We start from the raw sequence: 19,428 nt of genomic DNA, 5'->3' as shown, positions 1-19,428 counted from the left end.
CATGATCATCAAAAACATAGAATCAAAAATCAGGTTGGCAACTTTTCTTTCCATGGGAAGCTTTTTGACTTCCATCATCATTTGCGGATTTGTATCGGCTTATGCCTACCAACAAGTAGCGAATGCAAGACAGTCGATTTATATCCTGGATAATGATATTCCCATTTTGGCGAAGCAAACCAACATGCAAATGAACAGGCCGGCAGAATACAAAGCAGCTGTTGATTTGTTTCATAGCCTCTTTTTCAATCTTACGCCAGACGATAAACATATCGAATATCAGATGGGAAAGGCTATGTACTTTGTGGATGAAACAGGAGTTGGCCAGTACAATAACCTAAAGGAAAAAGGCTATTTCAATTCCATTCTTTCTTCCAGTTCGGTGCTTTCCATACAGACGGATTCCATTGTTATAGATCAAAACCGATTCCGATACTATGGCAAGCAAAAGATCGACCGAAGAAGTGCCACCATTACCCGCTCGATTATCACTGAAGGGGAATTGATTGATATCCCCAGAAGCGAAAACAATAGCCATGGGGTATTAATCACCAATTGGAAAACCATAGAAAATAAAGACCTCTCCAATGTTTCGAAAAATACCTTCTAAAGTAAAAGGCACGACAGTATTCCGTGAATTCAAAAATGAGTTCTCCCCACAGGTCAAAGCATTTGAGGGCATGACCAAGGCCTTTCTGGATCGACATGCGAAATTGATTTTTTGCTCCATGATCCTGGTAATTGTAGCCTCGTTTGTCCTCACATTTTTTGTGATAGAACCTACTTCAGGAAATCAGTCTGAAAGATTGAAGAGCGAAATGAAAACAATCCCAGAGGGCTTCGGTGAGGAATTGTCAGCTTTTCAGAATCTGTCTTCAAGAGCAATTAAAATATCAGAATTGAAAACTGAGATAGATCGTATCATTGGACAAGACTCCATTTCGAAGGAGGATTCAGCATACCTGGAGAAAGCAATTGAGCAATTGCAATACTTTAACAATCAACCGAATGAAGATGAACATTGATTTTAAACAGCCAAAATATATTCTGCCTATTATCATGCTTCCCTTTTTGTGTTTGCTGTTTTACGGCTATAAGTCATTCAGCAAGGAAGGTCCTGCAATCCCAATTGAAGGACTCAGTGGGATTCAGCATCAGATAGGGAAGGTTTCCGAACAGATTCAAAACAAAGGGATCGATTCGAAGATGCAAGCTTCAAGGGAAACCTATAGAAGAGGTAATGATGGCTATACTGCTATCAAAGGCTTGGAGCTGGAAGTTGAAGAATCAAGTCAGATTAAGAGTCTTTATAATGAAGAGGAAAAAAGGCTCCTAGATTCCATTGATAACGCCCTGAAAAATTCTGGATTTTATTCAAGTGATGCGAAAGTTTCCAATCCTATTTCAGCGGTAAATCAAGCTAATTCAAATACACAGGCTTTTTCCAAGGAGGATGAGGAATTGCTGAAGGCAATCAACCAATTAGAAAGAAATAAGAAGTCTGCTCCAGCTAATAAATACGAAGATCCAATGGATCTCTTCAAAGCACAAATGGTGCTCATAGATTCCATTTCCAAAGCGAATGATCCTGTCTATCAAGAGCAGCAGCAAAAGGAAAAGGACGCTCCAAAAGAAAATACTGAAAGGGAGATTTACAAAGTCCAAAAATCTGATGCTGCGGCCACCCTGTTCAATACAGTCACCAAAGAAAATAAGAGGGATTTTATTGAGGCGATTATAGATCAGGATATCAAAAACGGGACGCTTGGTGCCAGGCTAAGAATCAGACTTTTGGATGATATTCTGATTGGGAATGCCATCGTCAGAAAAGGGACTTACCTCTATGCTTTGATTTCTGGCTATGATGCTCAGCGAGTAAAGCTGAATATTTCCTCTGTGATGCTGGGAGATCAAATCTACCCAATCAACCTTTCCATTTATGATGTGGATGGGATGGAAGGACTTTATGTTCCTGCCAGTGCTTTTCGGGAATTCTCCAAAGAACTCGGTAGCAAAACTGCTGGAGGGATGAACATTTCGATGCAGCAAAACTCGGATGATTTGAGCCAGCTATATATGTCTGCACTTCAAAGAATGTTTACCTCAACTTCCCAAGCTGTTTCCAAAACAATCAAAAAGAACAAAGCCAATATCAAGTATGGAACCTCGGTTTTCTTGATAGATCCTAGCGAGTTGCAGGCCAATGAAAAAATGATCCAAAACTAAAATTGAATCCCTATGAAACTCAGAATACTAATTCTCCTATTCTTGTCTATTTCCATTTCGGCCTTTGCTCAGCAGAATGGGACTTTGTTGAAGTCACAACTTCCCAAGGTCTATATAGACGAGGATATTTCCCTGCATTTTCTTTCTCCGGAGCCGATCCAGTACGTGGATATTTCCACGAACAATATGCTTGGAGATATTCCATTGGAAAATGTGTTTCGGATCAAGGCAGTTCGCGATAGTGTTTCCAACTTAAACGGATACAACAAATCCCTTGGTGTGGTGACGATCATTGGGCAAAAGTTCATTGCCCAATATGATTTGTGGTATGCGCATGATGAACACCAGCTGAAGACTCAAATTGAAATCCTGCCTATAAATACCAGTCCATTGGAGGTAGGAGAAATCCCGATGAGTGATCAAGAGCTTCGTTTTTTTTCCACTGAGATTTTCAAAGACAAAAAGAAGAATAAAATCACTCAGACCAATGAATATGGAGTGACTGGACAAGTCAATAACATCTACACGGTAGATGATTATATCTTTTTGGATATCTCCTTTAAGAACAAGACCAACCTAAAGTTTGACCTGGATCAGCTAAGATTTAAGATTGAGGATAAGAGAATTCTCAAAACAACCAATGTACAGTCCATCGAGATTGAACCCGAATACCAGTTGTTTTCCACAGAGAGTTTTGATAAAAAATATCGCAATATCTATGCTTTCAAAAAGGTCACCTTCCCTAATTCCAAAGTATTCACCATCGAACTGACCGAGACTCAGATTAGTGGAAGAGCTCTCAAACTACAGGTGAAATACTCGGATCTTTTAAACGCAGACACGCTCTAAAAAAGATGATATGAATGAGAGAAGGGAATTAAAGAGCCTGCACGGGACTTTCCAATTCGTTGTTTATTTGATGGTATTTATGGACATTCTCATGTTTGTCTATGCTCCTCAGCTGATGGTTTTGGAAGGGATCGGAAAGTACTTTTTTCCTCTATTTGAAAAGCTATTAAATCTCAAAATCTATCAAAATGTACTGCTTGGGAAAATTGCCATTCTGGTAGCAATAGCACTTTCAGCCATTGGTACAGCTGCCAAGAAAAATCTGGATTTAAACCCCAGAAGCCAAATTGTATTTCCAATTACCATAGGCTTCATTCTGTTTTTTGGATCGGTCTACATCTACACATTGGAGGATTCATTTCTGGTTTTCGATTTGACATCCATTGAAAGCTTAGGTTATATTCTGAGCACATTGATCGGATCCGTTCTCATCCATACTTCTTTAGATAATGTGTCCAAAATGATCAAATCTGGTTTGGGCAAGGACGAATGGAATATCGAGGGTGAATCATTTCTGCAGGACAAAAAGAAGTTGGAGAATCCCTTTTCGGTCAATATCCCTATGAAATTCTATTACAGAGGAAAAGTCCACAAAGGATGGGTTAATTTGGTGAATCCTTTTAGAGGGACGTTTGTGATCGGGACACCAGGCTCCGGTAAATCATTCGGTGTGATCAATCCATTTATTCGTCAAATGATAGGAAAAGGGTTTACCATGTGTCTGTATGATTTTAAGTTTCCTGATCTGGCACAAATCGCCTATTTCCATTATTTGAAAGCGCAGGACAAAAAGAAAAACTCGAATTTCAAATTTCATGTGATCAATCTGGACGAAGTGGAATACTCCAGAAGGATCAATCCAATCAATAGGAGATATATTAAAACCGTTGCCAATGCTTCCGAAACTGCAGAGGCTATTTTTCAATCACTTCAAAAATCGGATTCATCGGGAGGGGCAGATCGATTCTTCGAACAATCGGCGATCAATTTTCTCTCAGCCTGCATTTTTTTTGTGTCAAGGTATGAGGATGGAAAGTACTCGACTTTTGCACATGTATTGGATTTCCTGAATAGAGACTACGAGGATATTTTCAACTGCCTGACCAAACATCCGGAGCTAAGATCCATGGTATCTCCTTTTCGCAGTGCCTATGAAAAAAAGGTGTTCAAGCAGCTGGAAGGCCAGGTTGGAACTCTGAAAATCTTTCTCTCCAGACTAAATACCAAAGAAACTGCATGGGTATTTAGTGGGGATGATTTTGATCTTAAAATCTCAGATCCAAATTCCCCATCCATTTTGGTGCTGGCAAACAGTACAGAAACCCAAAGCATTACAGGAACTTGCTACTCGGTGATCATCAATCGGCTGACTCGATTGATTAATACCAAAGGAAATCTGCCAACAGCCTTGATTGCAGATGAGGCCCCAACTTTCTATATCCACAAAATCGAAAACCTGATTTCCACAGCGAGAAGTAATAAAGTAGCGGTGTTATTGGGACTCCAGGAATTACCCCAATTGAATCAGTTGCAAGGCAAGGAAACCGCCTCAACCATGACTTCGGTGATTGGAAATGTTCTTTGTGGGTCAGTGCGACACAAGGATACTTTGTCATGGTTGGAAATGATGTTTGGCAAACGCAAGCAGCTTGGCCAAAGCCTGTCTATAGATCGGGATAGGACTTCGGTTTCTTATAGTGAAAAATACGAGCCGCTTATTCCGGCTGGGAAAATAGCTTCCATGCATACAGGAGAAATCGCGGGAATCATTGCCACCGAGGGAACCCAATTCGATGGAAAGTATAAGACTTCCAATGTCCATTGCCGAGTAAATCTCAATAGGAAGGAAATAAATCAGGAAGAAAGCTCTTATCGAACTACTCCGAAATACTATGACTTCAAGGGGAAAAAGGAAGAGATTCTAACCAAGCATTTTGAGAAAATTCATAACCAAGTGACGGAGATTATTGAAAAGCATCGCGAAATGACACCAGTAGAATAGACACTTTAATAATGACAAGATTAACAATCATCATCATTTTACTTTTTGTGGTCCAGGAGGCATATCCTCAGTTCAATTCAATTGAATTTCAGAAGGAATTACCCACGGTAAAAGTGGATCAATCAAAATTGGTTTTGTCGAAAAAAGAAGGAATTGATAAAGGATATTTTTCCCACGTGGCCAATCCTATAGAAAAAGAAAGCAGGGTATTGCTCGCCTCGCTTCCTCTTGAAGGTTTTTTGATGACTTCAACTTATGGCTACCGATCCGATCCATTTTCGGGAGAAAGAAAATTCCATCGAGGGATTGATTTGAATGCCAATCTCTCAAAGGTCTATTCCATGTTGCATGGGAAAGTTTCTTCTGTTGGACATGATCCACTTCTGGGGAATTTCATCAAAGTCCAACATGGAAACTATGCCGCTGTTTACGGCCATCTTTCCCAAATCTGGGTGACAAAGAATGAAAGTGTTTTACCTGGATCAGTGATAGGGATTTCTGGAAGTACCGGGAAGGCAACTGGGGATCATCTCCATGTGACCATTAAAAAGGGGCTTGAATACATCAATCCCACATTATTCATTCAGATGCTATCCAAGCTGTCTACCAAAGATGAGTTAATTCAATTTTTATCAAACTAATAACACCATGAGAAATCAAAATGTATTACCAATGAAGGATCTGGAAATTTTCGGAGTTGTCAAAGACGGAAAATTTACCATTCCGGAAAAAGAAATCCATGCTTTAAAAAATGGGAAAATGACCGATATCGTCGAATTGAAAGATTTGAAGGGAAAGGATGTTCAGGTTGATAAGTTACCGGCAAGGCTATCAATTGTTCGAGGCGAAGATGGTAAGCCAGCATTGCGGATTGACCCGGTCTATAGAGAGGCAAGAGCTCATCCAAACTTGAGTGAATCAGAACGAAATCAATTGGTTAAAAAGGAATTGGCAAACTTGAAGAAAAGCTACGTGGACAAGGAAGGAAATTTCCAATCTGAGATTATAGAGTATGATCACAGAACCAAGCAATTTCTTTCCTACAATCCCAGGGATATCAAAGCTCCACAGGAAGTCAATGGAGAAAAGCTTAGTCCTCAGCAAAAAAAGAAATATAAAGAAGGGGATACCGTGCAATTGGCCGATGGAACTGAATTTCAACTTTCCCCTTCCGCACCTAAAGGAATTCGGTCCAATAATCGGGGTTTAATCCTTTCGGTGTTGATAGATGGAGGTCTTTCCTACTTATTGATCACAGGTGTTGAGAAAATGTTGGGTAAGAAAAGTCAGGAGGAAAAATCCTTTAGCGAAGGGTATTTGCAGGCCATCAAAGAAGTTCAAAAACAAGTGGAACGGAGGATTTCCAAGAATCCGAATGACAAGGATGCAGTCCGGGATCTAAACAATATCAAGGAGGAGTATTCCAAAATTTCTGCAGATCCGAACCTACCCAAAGAAGTCAGAGATGATTTTGATATCAACAAAATCAAGCGACTGAACAGTATCGATAGCGAGGAGGGAAAGAATCCAAAAATGCGAAATCGTGAGCAAGACAATGACCAGGAACGGGACATTTGACATTTTGACATACAAGGGTGTTGAAATGGATATTCAGCGCCTTTTTTCCAAGAATGCCATCCAAGACGAGAAGGGGCAGATCTATTTTGATTTTTTTGATCAAGACGGTGGAGTTGTAGATAAGGAAGTGCTTAGCCTTTACCGAAGCAAATGTGCATCCTATGGTATTTCAATTCTTAATATTTCTGAGACTACACGCTCGGTTTTTGTCTCGGATTCCTATGCTTCATTGATATTTTTTGTCAACCAATATAAGGCAAGAATCGCTTTTGAGGAGGCGGGTTTTATGGTTGTGGGAGCAAAGTTTGATGAAGATCTTTTGAAAAAATCATTGGAGGAAATCCATGCGAAAAGCAAGGTGAATACGGTTTTCAGTTCCTCGATTTTGGGACGTGTGATGGATTGCAAAATTCAGGACTTAATCCATAAAAGAAATTGTTCATACCGACTCTCAAATGGATCAATCCATTTGAAGAACCTTAAAACTGAAAAAGATTCAGTAGAGCCAATAACTTCCTTTTCACTCCGAGCCTATTGCATATCCCAAGGAGTATTACAAACAGTAAGGACATTCAAGCCCAGAAAGAAGGGAGCAGAGTCATTTTATCAACTTAATAAACAGGTTAAAGAGGACTTAGAATAAATATGGTTTTGCTATATTTATTGACTAACCATTATTAAAACTGAATTTTTAAACCAAACCAATTCCACTATGAAAAAACTGAACTACCTACTACTTTTTGTTTTTGCCGGTCTAGCTTTCGCCTGTTCTTCCGAAGATGAAGAACCCAAATTGGTGGAGAAAAACGTCACGATCGAAGTAGAAATGGGAGGAGACTATTCTGAATATTTGGTTACTTTTTCAGTTCATAGTATGCTGGCTGGAACATCTACTTTTGTTGCTCCTGTGTTGGGAGAGCCAAGTGATTTGGATTGGACTCAGGTGGTAGAACAGGGGAATACTTATACTTTGACTTTAGAGCCTGAGTCGTCTTCGATCTTGGTGAGTTCTTCTTCCCCTATCCACAGTTTGGGATTTGTATTCAATGCCGTCCATTTGGGAGGAGAAACAGATGAATCCTTTCAACCACTTTCGGCCGATGTGCGGGTTTTGGCAGATGGTTCTGTTTTCAAAGAGTTCACCTATGAGGCTTTGGCTTCTGGGGAGACTTCGGTGCCATTGGCTGAGGAGATAATTTTCCAGTAGCTAGGATTTGAAAATTCTAAGTAAGACGTCGTTTTTTTATTCTTTTGATGTTTTTGAAAAACATGCAGGCATTAATTGATGCGGGTTTTATTTTACAAATTGCTTCCTAGTTCAAGTTTTAATTTTCAGTTGTAAACTGGTTAAGATTTTTCTAGGAGATAATTATAGTATGCTTGATATATTTCCTTGGATTGAATTAGGTTTCTTTTTTTTCTCCTGAGTTCTATTGATTCTGATTGGGAATTAGGATTTGAATTATTAATATGATCAATTTTCGAATCTATTTCCCTTATAACTTTAATACAGTCGTCTTTCTGAGATTCTAATGTGGTCCTGCTAGAAAAAAATGGTTTATCATTGTTTTGCTCATGTGTTGATAAAAAATCATAGAACTTAATAAGGTTCTCAATTTTTGGTGGATTTTTAGAAAAATCATTTATCCTTGAGTCAAACCTTTTGTCAATATCTTTGCTAAGGTTCGCCATTGTATTCATTACTTCTCTGTACTGCTTTGGATTTGGAATTCCACTTTTAAATAATTGCAAATCAATAGCTTCCTCTCTTTTTCTTGCTTCCTCGATTTTCTTTTGTTCTTCTTGAATCAGTCTTTCATTTTCTTGTTGTAAAAACTCCTTTACACTATTAATTACATATTTTTCTTCTAAAAACGTCTCAGATGAGTCTATACTTCCAGATTTTATCAAAGTAAGCTTGAATATTTCTGAAAATGTCGCATAAAAGAGCTGCTCTTTGCCTTCAAAGGAGATAATAATTTTTCCAGAAGCCGTTAATTCCCACTTTTTCCTTGTGACATTTCCATGATTAGAATCCAATAATTCACCATTCCTTTGGAATTCTAGTTGTCTGAGTATATTTCTGGATTCATCTATTTTTAGCCAAGTTTTGTCAACAAGTTGTTCATAAAATGTTAAGCTGGTCTCTTTATTTTTTACTCTTTCAATTAAGCTAGCGAATAATTTTTTCATTTTCTTTTTGTCTAAAAATATGAGATTTTTGAAATTGTTAGTATTTCTTTTTTTATGAAAATTTCCAGCTTTTTTAAGGATAAATCCTAAGGTTAAACCAAAGGATTCAAGATCAGTTCTTTGCTTATGAGGGGCTTTTGTATTTAATATGAATGGTTTTTGAAATCTCTATTATTTCTTCAAGTAGATTCCATAATGGCTCGTACATTTCTTTCAACTGATTCGTTATGAATTTATATGCCAAATTCCGGTTTTGTTCAATTGTATGCACAAAGGTCAGTCCGCTTGTCAGTTTCTAAAAATTGGGGCTGCTAGCAGAATATCTTATAAAAACGGGGTTTCCTACGGACTACCTCCCAGTTTTTGAATTCTAATTTTTATCCACTCACCAAGCCTTCCTAAAAGACATGCATAAATTTTAACTAAAACCAAAAATCTATGGCATTTTCAAAAAAGTACATCGGAAAAGGCAAACAAGTCGAAAACATGGACATCGTCGAAGTAAGCCTCAACATGGCTGAACTTCAAAACCACAGCTTCGAATACGAAGGAGAAACCTACGTCAAGTTCAACGTCGCCAAACTGAAAGAACCAGACCAATACGGCAAAACTCACACGGTGTATGTTTCAGTCAAAGAGCCGGAATCGGAAGAGTCTTGATTAAAAGCCCTTCGGGGCTTTTTTTGATTTTCCAATCACTTTAATAGCAATTCATTTTATTTAATTCTGTTACAAAAAACGTCAAGATTTGTGACGGATTAAATGGAAAGTTTCCTACTTAAGGAACTGTTTCCATAGGAGGGGATTTTAAATGTGATTACCAATCAATTCGTTCCCAGGTCGGCTTGGAATCACTTTTGCTTACCCACGATTTATAAGTGTTTTCATCAGGAGTCAGTAAATCTTTGTAGGCTGACTTTTTGAGCTCTTTTAAGAATCTTTTAAAAACCATGTAAGATCGACCTGTTAAAATGGCACCGCCTGTTTCTGAAATCCATATTCTTATATTTTCATCATCAACAGTCTGACTTTTACTTTTTACTTTCACCCAATCGAGAAAAATCTCAATCATTGCCTGAATGAGGATCTTTGATGTTTTAGAAACCCTATTATTGAGGATGTTAGTCAAAACCCAACCCAATAATCCACCTAAAGCTACCAAGGCGGTAACTACAACACCTAACGCTGTCCAGAAATTAGGATCTTCAGGATTTGTCAAAGTACTAATTATTTGTTCCATAGTTTAAGAGTAACCAAATGGATTTACTGAAATCAAGGATTTTTCAGAAGTGCCATTTTTAAAATAGTATTCTCTTCCACCTCCATTTTGTCCAAATGCCGGCTGAACAGTTCCTCTTTGAAAAGTATCACCGGCGATTGATTTAAAGTAGAATAGCCACTTAATTGGTAAAGGGTTGGGTAAGCTGTAATAAGCTATCGGGTCAAAATTATTGAAAGGAATTGTCATTGTTAAAAAATCTTCAAGATCAGTTGTAAAACTCCCCGGTAACAATCTACCGCTTTCTGTATCAACACGAAAATCATTTTCGAATGCAGACAACCTGACGAATTTCTGAATTTCAGAACCATTTGTTGTCTCAAATGAAGAGTCAATAGCTCCTCTTGTTTTATCTATGACAAGATTAGAAATATCAATATCAAAATCAATGGCCTTTAATTCATAGTTGCTGAAACTACCAGGGTATCCAAAATCGCTGCCAACGATGCCATTAAAAAAGATATATTGTTTAGACCCCGTGAATGATTTTGTTTTTATTATCTGATATCCCATACCTGACTCTGGAAGTGTAAGCAGTTTTTCAGCTAGTCGGTCACTAGTTTTATAAAGCATAACTTATAAGCCTTTATTTCAAGATAATCCTCTCCTCCTCCGCATCATACCGATACTTCACCACCTCACCACTGATAATTAAACCAATGACCTGTTCGATCACTTCGTAAGGGGCAATAAACCATTCTCTAGGAGTATATCTTTTTCCTTTATCATCAAATACGTCAATGTTCAGACAGGAAGAACCAAAGAAATTATGGATCAGCTGTTCGAATTTCTGGGTGTTCATATTATAGCATTTCCATCCGGCGATGTATTCCACATCCGCCATTAGATAGGTTGGTTCTTTTGATGCATTTTTGATCCGGTCTTCAACCGCGATTTTTGAATAGCCGATCTTAAATAGGTTGTCTATTGATGCGATCTCTGGATTGGAACTCAGAGATTTCAGCACGTAGATAAAGCCTGATTCTTTGTCTTCTTCGGTAATCATCCCAAAGTTTTCCTGGAATGACTGGTTTAATTTTTCAAAATTCTCAGTGACTACCTTCCCATTGGCATAAAGAATTTTTTCGACAGACCGTTTGAGCATATTGGATTGGGTGCCATTTTCAAAAATACACCTTGTCCTTCCATCTTCACGGACTCTGGTGCCATCCTCTCTGTAATGCTCTTTTTGTGAAATGTTTACATGCTCCAATAGAAACAGAACTCCATTATGTACATAAAAGGCACCCTCTTTCAAATTATCCACTTTAAAATCTATCAGTTTCCTCTTGCCCTCTGCCAAATCCTTTTGCACTTCTTTGAAAAGCGGTTCATAGGTAGCGAAATCTTTGCATGGTTTTCTTTTGGCTACAAAATCGGCACTTGCCCGTTCTTCTGGTTTTGGAGTATGTTTGAAATCAAAAAGTCCGGCATCGTCTCCCAAAATGTCCAAATCATCATCCAATATGTCAGCGATGGACTTTATTTCTTTTTTCGGCTTCTTATGATATTGCCCACTCGGTTCTTCTACCGAAAAAGTATCTTTCTTTTGCAGCAGGCCGTGGATATCTTCAGGAAGCAGCATTTCGACTTTAGAAGCATCCTCACGAATACTTTTCAACCGTGAGTAAAGCTGGTATTCAGATACATTGGAGATATTCGCTTCTGGGGCTTTTCCATTTTTTGCAAAAAAGTCATTGATCTGGTGAAATGATGCAAGTAATCGGTCATCAGGAGTACTAGTTGACGAAACTTTCTTTTTCTCTTCAATCAGATGAAACTCCTCATCATTAAAAATTTCATCCAAAGAAGAATACTTTTTACGATGCTGCATGCTTCCTTCTTTGTTCATTGATGTAAATGATCGCCTCAGCCATTCTTCTTTCCAATGGATCTCCGGAATTGATGTTTGGCTTTTTGCCATACATGGTTATAAATTCCTTGATTTTTGGGTATAGAAGTAAAACCTCTTCCTCACTGATTGAAATTCGAGTTGCTTCTATAGTTTCCTGTATCACTTTTAGAACTTTGGTGGTCACAGATTTTGACAAGATCTCAAAAGCTTTCTGAAAAGGATTAACCTGATCAATCAGGTCGATATGAAGGTCATCAATATTCACAAATGTATTGGCCATTCGGATAAAGCGTTTGTCCCCAGTTTCTTTGACTTCACCGTTTTTAATCACAGAATCGACCACTACTTGCTGGCGAACTTCTTCTACTTCATCGGCCGAGAGGTCAGGGTATCTCACTTGAATGATCTTCGGGATTAGAACTTTATTGATTACCTCTGGATCTACATTCCCTGGCATAGCCTTGAGCATTTGATCATCCTGAAGAATTACCGCCTTCAGGTCATTTAGGTCCGATTCAATAATGTCTTTTACTCTTTTGGAGCTTGGTTCTTTCAGTCCACGTATTTTGAGTTCGCCTGGCTTTGCCTTATCCTCATCGGATAGTTTGGTTTTAAATTTCCAGTTGGGAGCCAAGACCTGCTCCATCAGTAGAGAAGCTGTAATAGCTTTCAGCATATTGTTGACGGATAATTTTACCTGATCATCCGCAGCATCTGGCTGGGCAATTAAATTAGTAAACTGTGCATGTGTTTTATTGCTACTGTCACGTGTGCATCGGCCAATAATCTGGATAATTTCAGTCAAGGATCCACGGTAACCAACAGTCAGGGCATGTTCGCAATAAGGCCAATCAAATCCTTCTTTAGCCATACCCAAAGCAATGATCAAATCCATATCCTCCTCGTCTTTGCTTTTCCTCAGGTATTCTACGATTTTATCCCGCTCTCTGGAATTATCCTCTACCAAGTCAGCAACTTTCAGGATTTTGCCATCTGAGTGCCGTTTGATATAGATCACACCAGTTTCAGTGTCTTGCTTGATAACTTCTCCGATCGCATCCAGAATAAAGTCTACTTCATTGTGTTTGTCCTTAGTGGATTCACCTGAGTTCACATTTGGGATATGAAGAATCGTCTTCTTGTCCGTATCCAATACTTCCAAAATGGCTTCTGTGTATCTGCCCTGATAAAAGTGGTAGCCAATTCCTAGGGATTTCAGGTAATTATATCCGTTCAGCTGTTCGTAATAGTTGTAGGTGACTTTTTCAAACTTGGCTTCGTCTTCCGGAGGAAGTACCGGCACGCTATCACCCCGGAAATAGGAGCCGGTCATCGCAATAATGTGCGCCGAAGACTTTTGCATGATATTCCGAAGGATATCACCCAGACGATTATTGATATCCGCGGAAACATGGTGAAATTCATCTATAGCAAGGAGGCAATTGTCAAATACTTTTTCTTCCAATTCTTCTGATGCAAATCTCAGTGTGGCATGGGTACAGATCAAAAGCTTCTCTTCGTTTGCCATGAAATTGTGAAAAGCCTTGACTTTACTCATGCTCCCATCACTTCCGGGCATGCACAGATTATAGGCATCGTTTGGCTCCCAGTCTGCAAAAAATCCATGGGATTTTAGATCGGTGTGGGCAAAGGAACTCCCAATAGAGCGTTCCGGTACAGCGACAATCACTTTTTTGATGCCTTGGTAGAAAAGTTTATCAAGTCCCAAAAACATCAATGCCCTGGATTTCCCGGATGCAGGTGGGGCTTTAAGCAATAAATATTGGGCGTGTCTAGCCTCATATGCCCGGGCTTGCATATCGCGCATTCCCATAGGGTTAGTTTGGGTACTTTTGCCAGTCTGGTGATAATTTACTTCTACTATATTGGGCATTTCAAAAAGGTTAATGGTCTAAAGTATATCTAAAATCCGTCTAAGTTTAATTTTTTAAGTCGCTGTTTATCAAAAATATTAGGTGTTTTCTCGTCTAAAGTTCGTCTAACCTAATAAACTAAATATTGAATTAGACGAGTTTTTCTACTTTTCGATATTCTGACTTCTGTCACCTAACCATTCTATAAGAATTTAATGCCATCACTTGCTAAACATCAGCCTTATTCTCTTACTTTATTTTTATTTGTTTTTACAGCAAAAAGAGAAAAAGTGGCTTGAATGAGTTCTAAAGCACTTTTTAAATAATTTATTTATATTTTATTTCTTTTTAGCCAGTTAGATTTTCTCTTATCCATAGAGTCCCGGATTAGAAAGAATTCCAGCGATTACATTCGCAAGTACGTCACTTCCAAAGCTTTTCAACTTTTGAAAAACACCACTTTTCCCCTTTTCTTTTAGTGCCTGCATGACCTCGTCCATTTGATCTTCACTCAACTCATTTTTCAATGATTCTTTCACTATTTCAATGTTAATCTGTTCAAAACTGAAATTTCCAGAGCCTTGATTTATTTGTCCAATGCTTTGAGCATGAATTGTATTATTGAAGGTTTGTTGGGAACTTGGTAGATCATCAAAGGCAAACTTCTCTACTGGAATTTCTTGCTCAATTAATTGATCAGCATACTTATAGAAGCGTGCTGTGGGTCTAAATGAATGGTTTTCTTTCTGAAGTACCCCAAAGGCTTCCAACTTTTGAAGTACTGCAACCTCTTCATCTGGAGTACTCTTGGTAGTTGAAATCATTCTAGACTCTTTGATCTCACTTAAAACTTTTGTTTGAACTGTTGCCATTTTTTTCGTCTAAATCCAATCTTTGGTTTTGTTAAAACAATGATAATCAGAATGATGCGCGTTATTCTCGTCTAAATTTCGTCTAAATCCCGTCTAAACTCGTCTAAATCTCCTGTGGTCTAGAAAGCTTTAAATCCCGCCATACTCATAGCTTGGATCATGTTCCCATCTTCGATCTTTATTCAATCTAATTTCTCCCTGTTTTTTCATTTTTTGGAGGAGGTTTTTGATTTTATGTTTTTTCTGATCCTCAGAAAATCTATCTCCAAGTTTTTCCAAAAGAAACTCCTCAAATTCTCCCCTAGAGGCAGTTTTAAATTTGTTCAAATATTCCCGAATCAATTCCATTGCATATTGATCATCAATTCCTTTCAGTTTGATGTAATCTGCTTTTTGATTAGATCGCCTAGCAACTATGGCGGAAATATGAAAATTGGGTTTTCTGCCTTCAATCAAGCCCCTTTTTTTCAATAGCTGAATATCCGGATTCGTCAATTTTTTACCTTTTGAAACTTTGTCCAAAAGCATGATATCATGAAGAGATAGCTCCGGCATCTGTGCCAGTTTCCGGGCGTAATTAATATCCATCACTTTCCCGGTAATCTTGACAGAAACCTTATTGTCAGAGAAATCATAGTCGGGTAAGGGGAAGAATTTGCTTTTTTGAATGATAAACATTTTCCGAATCCCACTGCCGATTGTATCAATCATCTTCAGGTCCACCATTGCATTTGCTAAAAAGGGATTGCGATACTTGGTCTCTGGGGCATCGGAGTCAATTACCTTTTCGACTGTTCCAGGAATAAAGCTACCGGAGTTGGAAAAAGTCAAAACGCCATCTTCTCTCTCCACTACATTGATTTTCCCGCCTAAAGTATAATCTTGATGAGCCACGCAGTTATTTAATGCTTCTCTTATGATGTAGGGGTCAAACTGGCTGACTTCTTCCGGGAAAATGCTACCTTCCTGCAAATACCTGTAATTGAGATTCCGGATTTTTGAAAAAACCGACTGGACAGAAAGGATCAAAGGGCAGGTGAAGTGCTGATAGTCTTTTTCCAAACCATCTTTATCTTTCAAAATCCAAGAAATCTTTGCCGTTGCAGGACTGATGAAATGCTCTGATTCTGGTTTCCCCAATAGTAGAATTGCAGCATTTGTGATTTTACCCTGAATAGTGATCTTGGCCTTGTTCAAGAAAGTGCAGGTATCCCATTTTAAAACCTCTTCGTGAATGTGAGTATTCTTCTCTGCAAATTTTTGTTTCGCAACAGCGATTGCTTCCGGTGATAAATCATTCAGGGTAGCACCGTCTATTATCTGGGCACTCCAATCAAAAGCATTTGATTGCTCTCGGATCCTATCTATTTCATCAAGACTCAAGACTCCAAGACTTTCGCCATCTCGACCATAATATTGCCGTTTCCAAGAAACGGGTATGCCTTTAGCTGCAGCAGGTATCTCACATAACAAAACCTTTTTTCCTTAGATTTCCACCTTGTGAATCTCTCGGAATGTCATATTTGGTGAGGTATGGTCTGACACTTCTTTTTTGTACTCGTTGATTTGCTTGTCCGAGATTTCAGTGCCCACCACTTGCTTTTTATCATTTACTCCTAGAATAAACCAAGCATTAGGCCTGTTTTTAAGGTTGGCCTCATTGCTTAGGGCTGAAAAGTATTTGCCCAATTTGTCTTTATCGTATTGGGTTTTTGCCACTTTAAATTCCAAAATTTCCGTTTCAGTATCTTGGGCCAAAAACTGTCTTAGTAGACTTTCCATCATTTTTTTACCTTCCTTCCCTTTTTCTCTTTTTCAAATAGACTGTCCTTTACTTTCTCTTCTGCGATCATTTTCTCATACAATTTGAATAGATATTCCAGACGTTCCTCGTCGGATTCAAACGGCCGACTGCGGTAGCAGCGCTCAATGGCTAGGTCATTCTGCCGATGGGCTTCCCTTAAGCCTTCTGGCATTTTGTCCGGGTCGTACAGCTGTGCTAGAGTCTTCTCTGAGTGACGCTCTCGCTCCTCAAGAATACGGAAGACACATTGGGTGATTTCCTGCTTTCGTTGGTCCGAGATTGGAGGAAAGGGGAAATTATTGTAACAAATAGAATTTGAATATCTAATGTCCATTTTTAACCTTCCTGCGGTTGCCTTGACCCAGATCATATGAATTTTTGATGATAACAATCCAAATACAAATGGCTCTGGGTCATAAATTACTTGAGCAGCATCCGTTACAATATTTTTCTTGTCCAAAAAACCTACTACTAAATAGTCTCTTCTTTCAGTTGTCGTTCTAGGTAAAATAAGAGTAGATCTTTTTGCCTCATGAATGTATCGAAATCTATAAGACAAATTGACTAGCGATCTAGCTACTTGTCCACCTCCTTTTCTATAATTTTCCACACTTTTTACTCTTTTCTGAATTTCAGGAAAGGCCAGCGCTTCATCTTTATCCCTTTCATTTATCCAAATACACCATCTGTTTTCATTTTTCATGTAGTCTTCTGCTCCAAATAACGGTCTGATGAATTTTTCTAATTCTGGATTTTTATTCAATAGGGACTTTCGTTCCTCATTAGATAAAATCAAGTGTCCCCCATCTATCCCCTGATTGCCAAAAACTAATGAAGGCAGACCATTTCTTGGTTTTGATCTTTTGCCGACGATTGTATTAGATCCTTCTGTCAAATAGGGTGAAATGTTTTCTACCATCTTTACATTATCACCCAGAAAGATTTTTTTCTTTTTAACTGATGCTTTTCCAATACCAATAATTACTACGTATACCGCTGCCTGATTTTTAGCACTATTATTCCAAAGAAAAGAGGTGTGAGCAAAGAATATTTGATTGTTAACAGCAAGTATTTGAGGCCATAATATTCCAGCTTGTTCACCTTGAATTATTGAATTAGTGGAAACAAATGCAGCATGGGAATTATTCTTGTCGTTATATATTGCTGCTTTTATAAACCAAGCCGAAATATAATCTAGACTATTTGTTCCCGAGGCGCTACTAAAAACATCCTCCAAATCCTTTTTTTGTAAGAGTGATTGATTTCTTGCTCCCAAGTATGGAGGATTTCCCAATATATAAATTTCATCTCCTTCCTTCTTCGGACAGACTTCCTCCCAGTCCAGCCTACAGGCATTGCCGCAGACAATCTTTCCAGCTTCCTTGAGTGGGAGGGTAGGACTTGTCTTTCCGAATTCACGATGGAATTCCACATTCATCTGATGCTCCGCCAGCCAGAGCGATAGTTGTGCGATCTCATGAGCGAAGTCATCGATCTCTATCCCGAAAAACTGACTAAGTTGTATTCTCGAAAACAACTCAACTTGAAAAGATGCAGCAAGGCTAAGTTGTGCCTTAGGGATAAAGGAAAGTTGTTCGCTTTTACTGTTAAATCCAGCCGCAGCTTTTTGCAAGTCCTGAAGGTGATGGATAATCGCTATTTCCAGTTTTCGGAGTTCCTTGTAGGCAATGATCAGGAAGTTGCCACTGCCACAGGCCGGATCGAAGATTTTGATTTTACTCAGACGGTAGAGCAGTTCATTGAGCTTTTTGGGATTATGTTTTGCTTTTTCAAACTCATCCTTGAATTCATCCAGAAAGAGAGGCTCAATCACTTTCATGATATTGGGTACAGAGGTGTAATGTGCGCCAAGACTTCCTCTTTTTTCAGGATCGATGACTCCTTGGAACATTGACCCGAAAATATCCGGATTGATATCCTTCCAGTTCATCTCCCCTGCGTCGATAATCAGCTGTCTAGATTTTCGGTTAAACTCAGGTGCCTGGAAAGAATCCTTAAATAAGCCTCCATTGACATAGGGGAAGGCGTTTAAATAAGCCGGTAGATCTTTTCGGTCTTTTGATGCGGTATTCAACACTTCAAATAAACTCTCCAGATAGGGACGAAGATCATTGCCATCTACCGCAGTGTGAGAGCTGATCGCATTCGTAAATTGCCCATCCTGAAAAATGTGAGTGTCTTCAGCAAAAAAGCAAAAAAGAAGTCTAGTCAAAAAGACGTTAAGGGCATGAGAATCTTCCTCTGATTTGACCGGATTGTCTTTTTTGATCTCGTCAAAAAGCTTTGCCATCCGTTCCGCGGCCTTGACATCAGCGGGGTTTTCATTTCGGTGTTGGGCTTTTTCCATCCCAGCCCAAGGCAGAAAGAAATCAAAATGCTTCGGCAAATCCTGGATTTCTATGTCCAGTTTTTCACCCGTTTTGGTGTCAATTGCCAAGAAAAGCACATAGTCAGTCACGATTACAAATCGCTCTTCATGCTTGATGGATTGGGCCAGCTCAGAAATAGTTAGATGCAAGTCGGCTGAATACTCTTCTTGGAATCGAAGTTTCTTTTTCCAGGAAATCTCCCCTTCTGATTTGGATAGGTTAAGGTTTCCTTTTTGCAATCTTGTGATGGAAGCTTTTGGCAGGCCATACACCAAGAGCAAATCGTAAATGAAAGTTTCTTTGGAAAAGGACTTGATCAGATTTTGAAGGTTTGACTCAATCTGGGCTATGTTCATTTAACTTTTTTATTTGAGGCTACTCAAAAATTGCTGTAGCTTTTGGAGATTCCTAAGATAATAACGTTTGGCCTGAATGCCACCACGAATAATGTAGAGCGAACTATAAAATCTGGAAGTGATATCAATAATGCCTCAAAATTACCTTTT

19 protein-coding genes are annotated in these 19,428 nt (G+C 38.7%); 10 read left to right on the top strand and 9 right to left on the bottom strand.

Features of this window, described 5'->3' with window-relative positions; all coding sequences use genetic code 11:
- The first annotated feature begins 1 nt into the window (after position 1).
- The 9 genes from traK (at position 2) to J0A69_RS19585 (ending at position 7,862) form a co-directional block, all read left to right on the top strand.
- Positions 2-610 carry a conjugative transposon protein TraK gene (gene traK, locus J0A69_RS19625; protein ID WP_206588323.1) on the top strand — a complete coding sequence of 203 codons (609 nt, stop codon included), beginning with the start codon at positions 2-4 and terminating at the stop codon, positions 608-610.
- Complete coding sequence (locus J0A69_RS19620) at positions 588-1,025, top strand: hypothetical protein (protein ID WP_206588322.1); 438 nt, start codon at positions 588-590, stop codon at positions 1,023-1,025. Before traK ends, J0A69_RS19620 begins: the two co-directional genes overlap by 23 nt.
- Positions 1,015-2,226: a conjugative transposon protein TraM gene (traM, locus tag J0A69_RS19615; protein ID WP_206588321.1), complete on the top strand. Its 1,212-nt coding sequence runs from the start codon at positions 1,015-1,017 to the stop codon at positions 2,224-2,226. Before J0A69_RS19620 ends, traM begins: the two co-directional genes overlap by 11 nt.
- Before the next feature lie 12 nt (positions 2,227-2,238).
- Positions 2,239-3,075, top strand: coding sequence for a conjugative transposon protein TraN (gene traN, locus J0A69_RS19610; RefSeq protein WP_206588320.1), 837 nt, complete (start codon positions 2,239-2,241; stop codon positions 3,073-3,075).
- 10 nt (positions 3,076-3,085) lie between these two features.
- Positions 3,086-5,077, top strand: coding sequence for a type IV secretory system conjugative DNA transfer family protein (locus J0A69_RS19605; protein WP_206588319.1), 1,992 nt, complete (start codon positions 3,086-3,088; stop codon positions 5,075-5,077).
- An 11-nt stretch (positions 5,078-5,088) separates the two neighbouring features.
- Complete coding sequence (locus J0A69_RS19600; RefSeq protein ID WP_206588318.1) at positions 5,089-5,718, top strand: M23 family metallopeptidase; 630 nt, start codon at positions 5,089-5,091, stop codon at positions 5,716-5,718.
- 7 nt (positions 5,719-5,725) lie between these two features.
- Positions 5,726-6,655, top strand: a complete 930-nt coding sequence (locus J0A69_RS19595; RefSeq protein ID WP_206588317.1) for a DUF4099 domain-containing protein — start codon at positions 5,726-5,728, stop codon at positions 6,653-6,655.
- Positions 6,621-7,298, top strand: a complete 678-nt coding sequence (locus tag J0A69_RS19590; protein ID WP_206588316.1) for a hypothetical protein — start codon at positions 6,621-6,623, stop codon at positions 7,296-7,298. The genes J0A69_RS19595 and J0A69_RS19590 overlap by 35 nt, the downstream gene beginning before the upstream one ends.
- Before the next feature lie 69 nt (positions 7,299-7,367).
- Complete coding sequence (locus J0A69_RS19585; protein WP_206588315.1) at positions 7,368-7,862, top strand: hypothetical protein; 495 nt, start codon at positions 7,368-7,370, stop codon at positions 7,860-7,862.
- A gap of 140 nt (positions 7,863-8,002) precedes the next feature.
- On the opposite strand, the gene J0A69_RS19580 is transcribed toward J0A69_RS19585, so the two are convergent.
- Positions 8,003-8,848, bottom strand: coding sequence for a hypothetical protein (locus J0A69_RS19580; RefSeq protein ID WP_206588314.1), 846 nt, complete (start codon positions 8,846-8,848; stop codon positions 8,003-8,005).
- A 438-nt stretch (positions 8,849-9,286) separates the two neighbouring features.
- Here J0A69_RS19580 and J0A69_RS19575 point away from each other — a divergent pair, with 438 nt between their 5' ends.
- Positions 9,287-9,508: a hypothetical protein gene (locus J0A69_RS19575; RefSeq protein ID WP_206588313.1), complete on the top strand. Its 222-nt coding sequence runs from the start codon at positions 9,287-9,289 to the stop codon at positions 9,506-9,508.
- Positions 9,509-9,665: 157 nt separating this feature from the next.
- Here J0A69_RS19575 and J0A69_RS19570 read toward each other — a convergent pair whose 3' ends face one another.
- From J0A69_RS19570 to J0A69_RS19535, 8 genes are all read right to left on the bottom strand, one after another.
- Positions 9,666-10,088 (bottom strand): hypothetical protein, encoded by a 423-nt coding sequence (locus tag J0A69_RS19570; protein ID WP_206588312.1) that lies wholly within the window; start codon positions 10,086-10,088, stop codon positions 9,666-9,668.
- Positions 10,089-10,091: 3 nt separating this feature from the next.
- Positions 10,092-10,700: a hypothetical protein gene (locus tag J0A69_RS19565; protein WP_206588311.1), complete on the bottom strand. Its 609-nt coding sequence runs from the start codon at positions 10,698-10,700 to the stop codon at positions 10,092-10,094.
- Between the two features lie 13 nt (positions 10,701-10,713).
- Positions 10,714-11,979, bottom strand: a complete 1,266-nt coding sequence (locus J0A69_RS19560) for a GIY-YIG nuclease family protein (protein WP_236033026.1) — start codon at positions 11,977-11,979, stop codon at positions 10,714-10,716.
- Positions 11,948-13,876 (bottom strand): DEAD/DEAH box helicase, encoded by a 1,929-nt coding sequence (locus tag J0A69_RS19555; RefSeq protein ID WP_206588310.1) that lies wholly within the window; start codon positions 13,874-13,876, stop codon positions 11,948-11,950. The genes J0A69_RS19560 and J0A69_RS19555 overlap by 32 nt, the downstream gene beginning before the upstream one ends.
- Positions 13,877-14,224: 348 nt before the next feature.
- Positions 14,225-14,728: a hypothetical protein gene (locus J0A69_RS19550; RefSeq protein ID WP_206588309.1), complete on the bottom strand. Its 504-nt coding sequence runs from the start codon at positions 14,726-14,728 to the stop codon at positions 14,225-14,227.
- Between the two features lie 129 nt (positions 14,729-14,857).
- Positions 14,858-16,201, bottom strand: coding sequence for an ATP-binding protein (locus J0A69_RS19545; protein WP_206588308.1), 1,344 nt, complete (start codon positions 16,199-16,201; stop codon positions 14,858-14,860).
- A 12-nt stretch (positions 16,202-16,213) separates the two neighbouring features.
- Complete coding sequence (locus tag J0A69_RS19540) at positions 16,214-16,513, bottom strand: AlbA family DNA-binding domain-containing protein (protein WP_206588307.1); 300 nt, start codon at positions 16,511-16,513, stop codon at positions 16,214-16,216.
- On the bottom strand, positions 16,510-19,278 hold the full coding sequence (locus J0A69_RS19535) for a class I SAM-dependent DNA methyltransferase (protein ID WP_206588306.1): 2,769 nt from the start codon (positions 19,276-19,278) through the stop codon (positions 16,510-16,512). The genes J0A69_RS19540 and J0A69_RS19535 overlap by 4 nt, the downstream gene beginning before the upstream one ends.
- Positions 19,279-19,428: the final 150 nt, after the last annotated feature.

The sequence above is a fragment of the Algoriphagus pacificus genome, from assembly GCF_017254845.1.
GTDB lineage: Bacteria > Bacteroidota > Bacteroidia > Cytophagales > Cyclobacteriaceae > Algoriphagus > Algoriphagus pacificus.
This window is presented reverse-complemented; position numbering and strand designations above follow the sequence as displayed.

Excerpts from the sequence above, each read along its gene's own strand:
- J0A69_RS19580 (WP_206588314.1), bottom strand. The coding sequence starts at position 8,848 with ATGAAAAAATTATTCGCTAGCTTAATTGAAAGAGTAAAAAATAAAGAG.
- traM (WP_206588321.1), top strand. The coding sequence starts at position 1,015 with ATGAACATTGATTTTAAACAGCCAAAATATATTCTGCCTATTATCATG.
- J0A69_RS19550 (WP_206588309.1), bottom strand. The coding sequence starts at position 14,728 with ATGGCAACAGTTCAAACAAAAGTTTTAAGTGAGATCAAAGAGTCTAGA.
- J0A69_RS19585 (WP_206588315.1), top strand. The coding sequence starts at position 7,368 with ATGAAAAAACTGAACTACCTACTACTTTTTGTTTTTGCCGGTCTAGCT.
- J0A69_RS19600 (WP_206588318.1), top strand. The coding sequence starts at position 5,089 with ATGACAAGATTAACAATCATCATCATTTTACTTTTTGTGGTCCAGGAG.
- J0A69_RS19540 (WP_206588307.1), bottom strand. The coding sequence starts at position 16,513 with ATGATGGAAAGTCTACTAAGACAGTTTTTGGCCCAAGATACTGAAACG.
- J0A69_RS19565 (WP_206588311.1), bottom strand. The coding sequence starts at position 10,700 with ATGCTTTATAAAACTAGTGACCGACTAGCTGAAAAACTGCTTACACTT.
- traN (WP_206588320.1), top strand. The coding sequence starts at position 2,239 with ATGAAACTCAGAATACTAATTCTCCTATTCTTGTCTATTTCCATTTCG.
- traK (WP_206588323.1), top strand. The coding sequence starts at position 2 with ATGATCATCAAAAACATAGAATCAAAAATCAGGTTGGCAACTTTTCTT.
- J0A69_RS19575 (WP_206588313.1), top strand. The coding sequence starts at position 9,287 with ATGGCATTTTCAAAAAAGTACATCGGAAAAGGCAAACAAGTCGAAAAC.
- J0A69_RS19555 (WP_206588310.1), bottom strand. The coding sequence starts at position 13,876 with ATGCCCAATATAGTAGAAGTAAATTATCACCAGACTGGCAAAAGTACC.
- J0A69_RS19595 (WP_206588317.1), top strand. The coding sequence starts at position 5,726 with ATGAGAAATCAAAATGTATTACCAATGAAGGATCTGGAAATTTTCGGA.
- J0A69_RS19620 (WP_206588322.1), top strand. The coding sequence starts at position 588 with ATGTTTCGAAAAATACCTTCTAAAGTAAAAGGCACGACAGTATTCCGT.
- J0A69_RS19535 (WP_206588306.1), bottom strand. The coding sequence starts at position 19,278 with ATGAACATAGCCCAGATTGAGTCAAACCTTCAAAATCTGATCAAGTCC.
- J0A69_RS19560 (WP_236033026.1), bottom strand. The coding sequence starts at position 11,979 with ATGAACAAAGAAGGAAGCATGCAGCATCGTAAAAAGTATTCTTCTTTG.
- J0A69_RS19570 (WP_206588312.1), bottom strand. The coding sequence starts at position 10,088 with ATGGAACAAATAATTAGTACTTTGACAAATCCTGAAGATCCTAATTTC.
- J0A69_RS19605 (WP_206588319.1), top strand. The coding sequence starts at position 3,086 with ATGAATGAGAGAAGGGAATTAAAGAGCCTGCACGGGACTTTCCAATTC.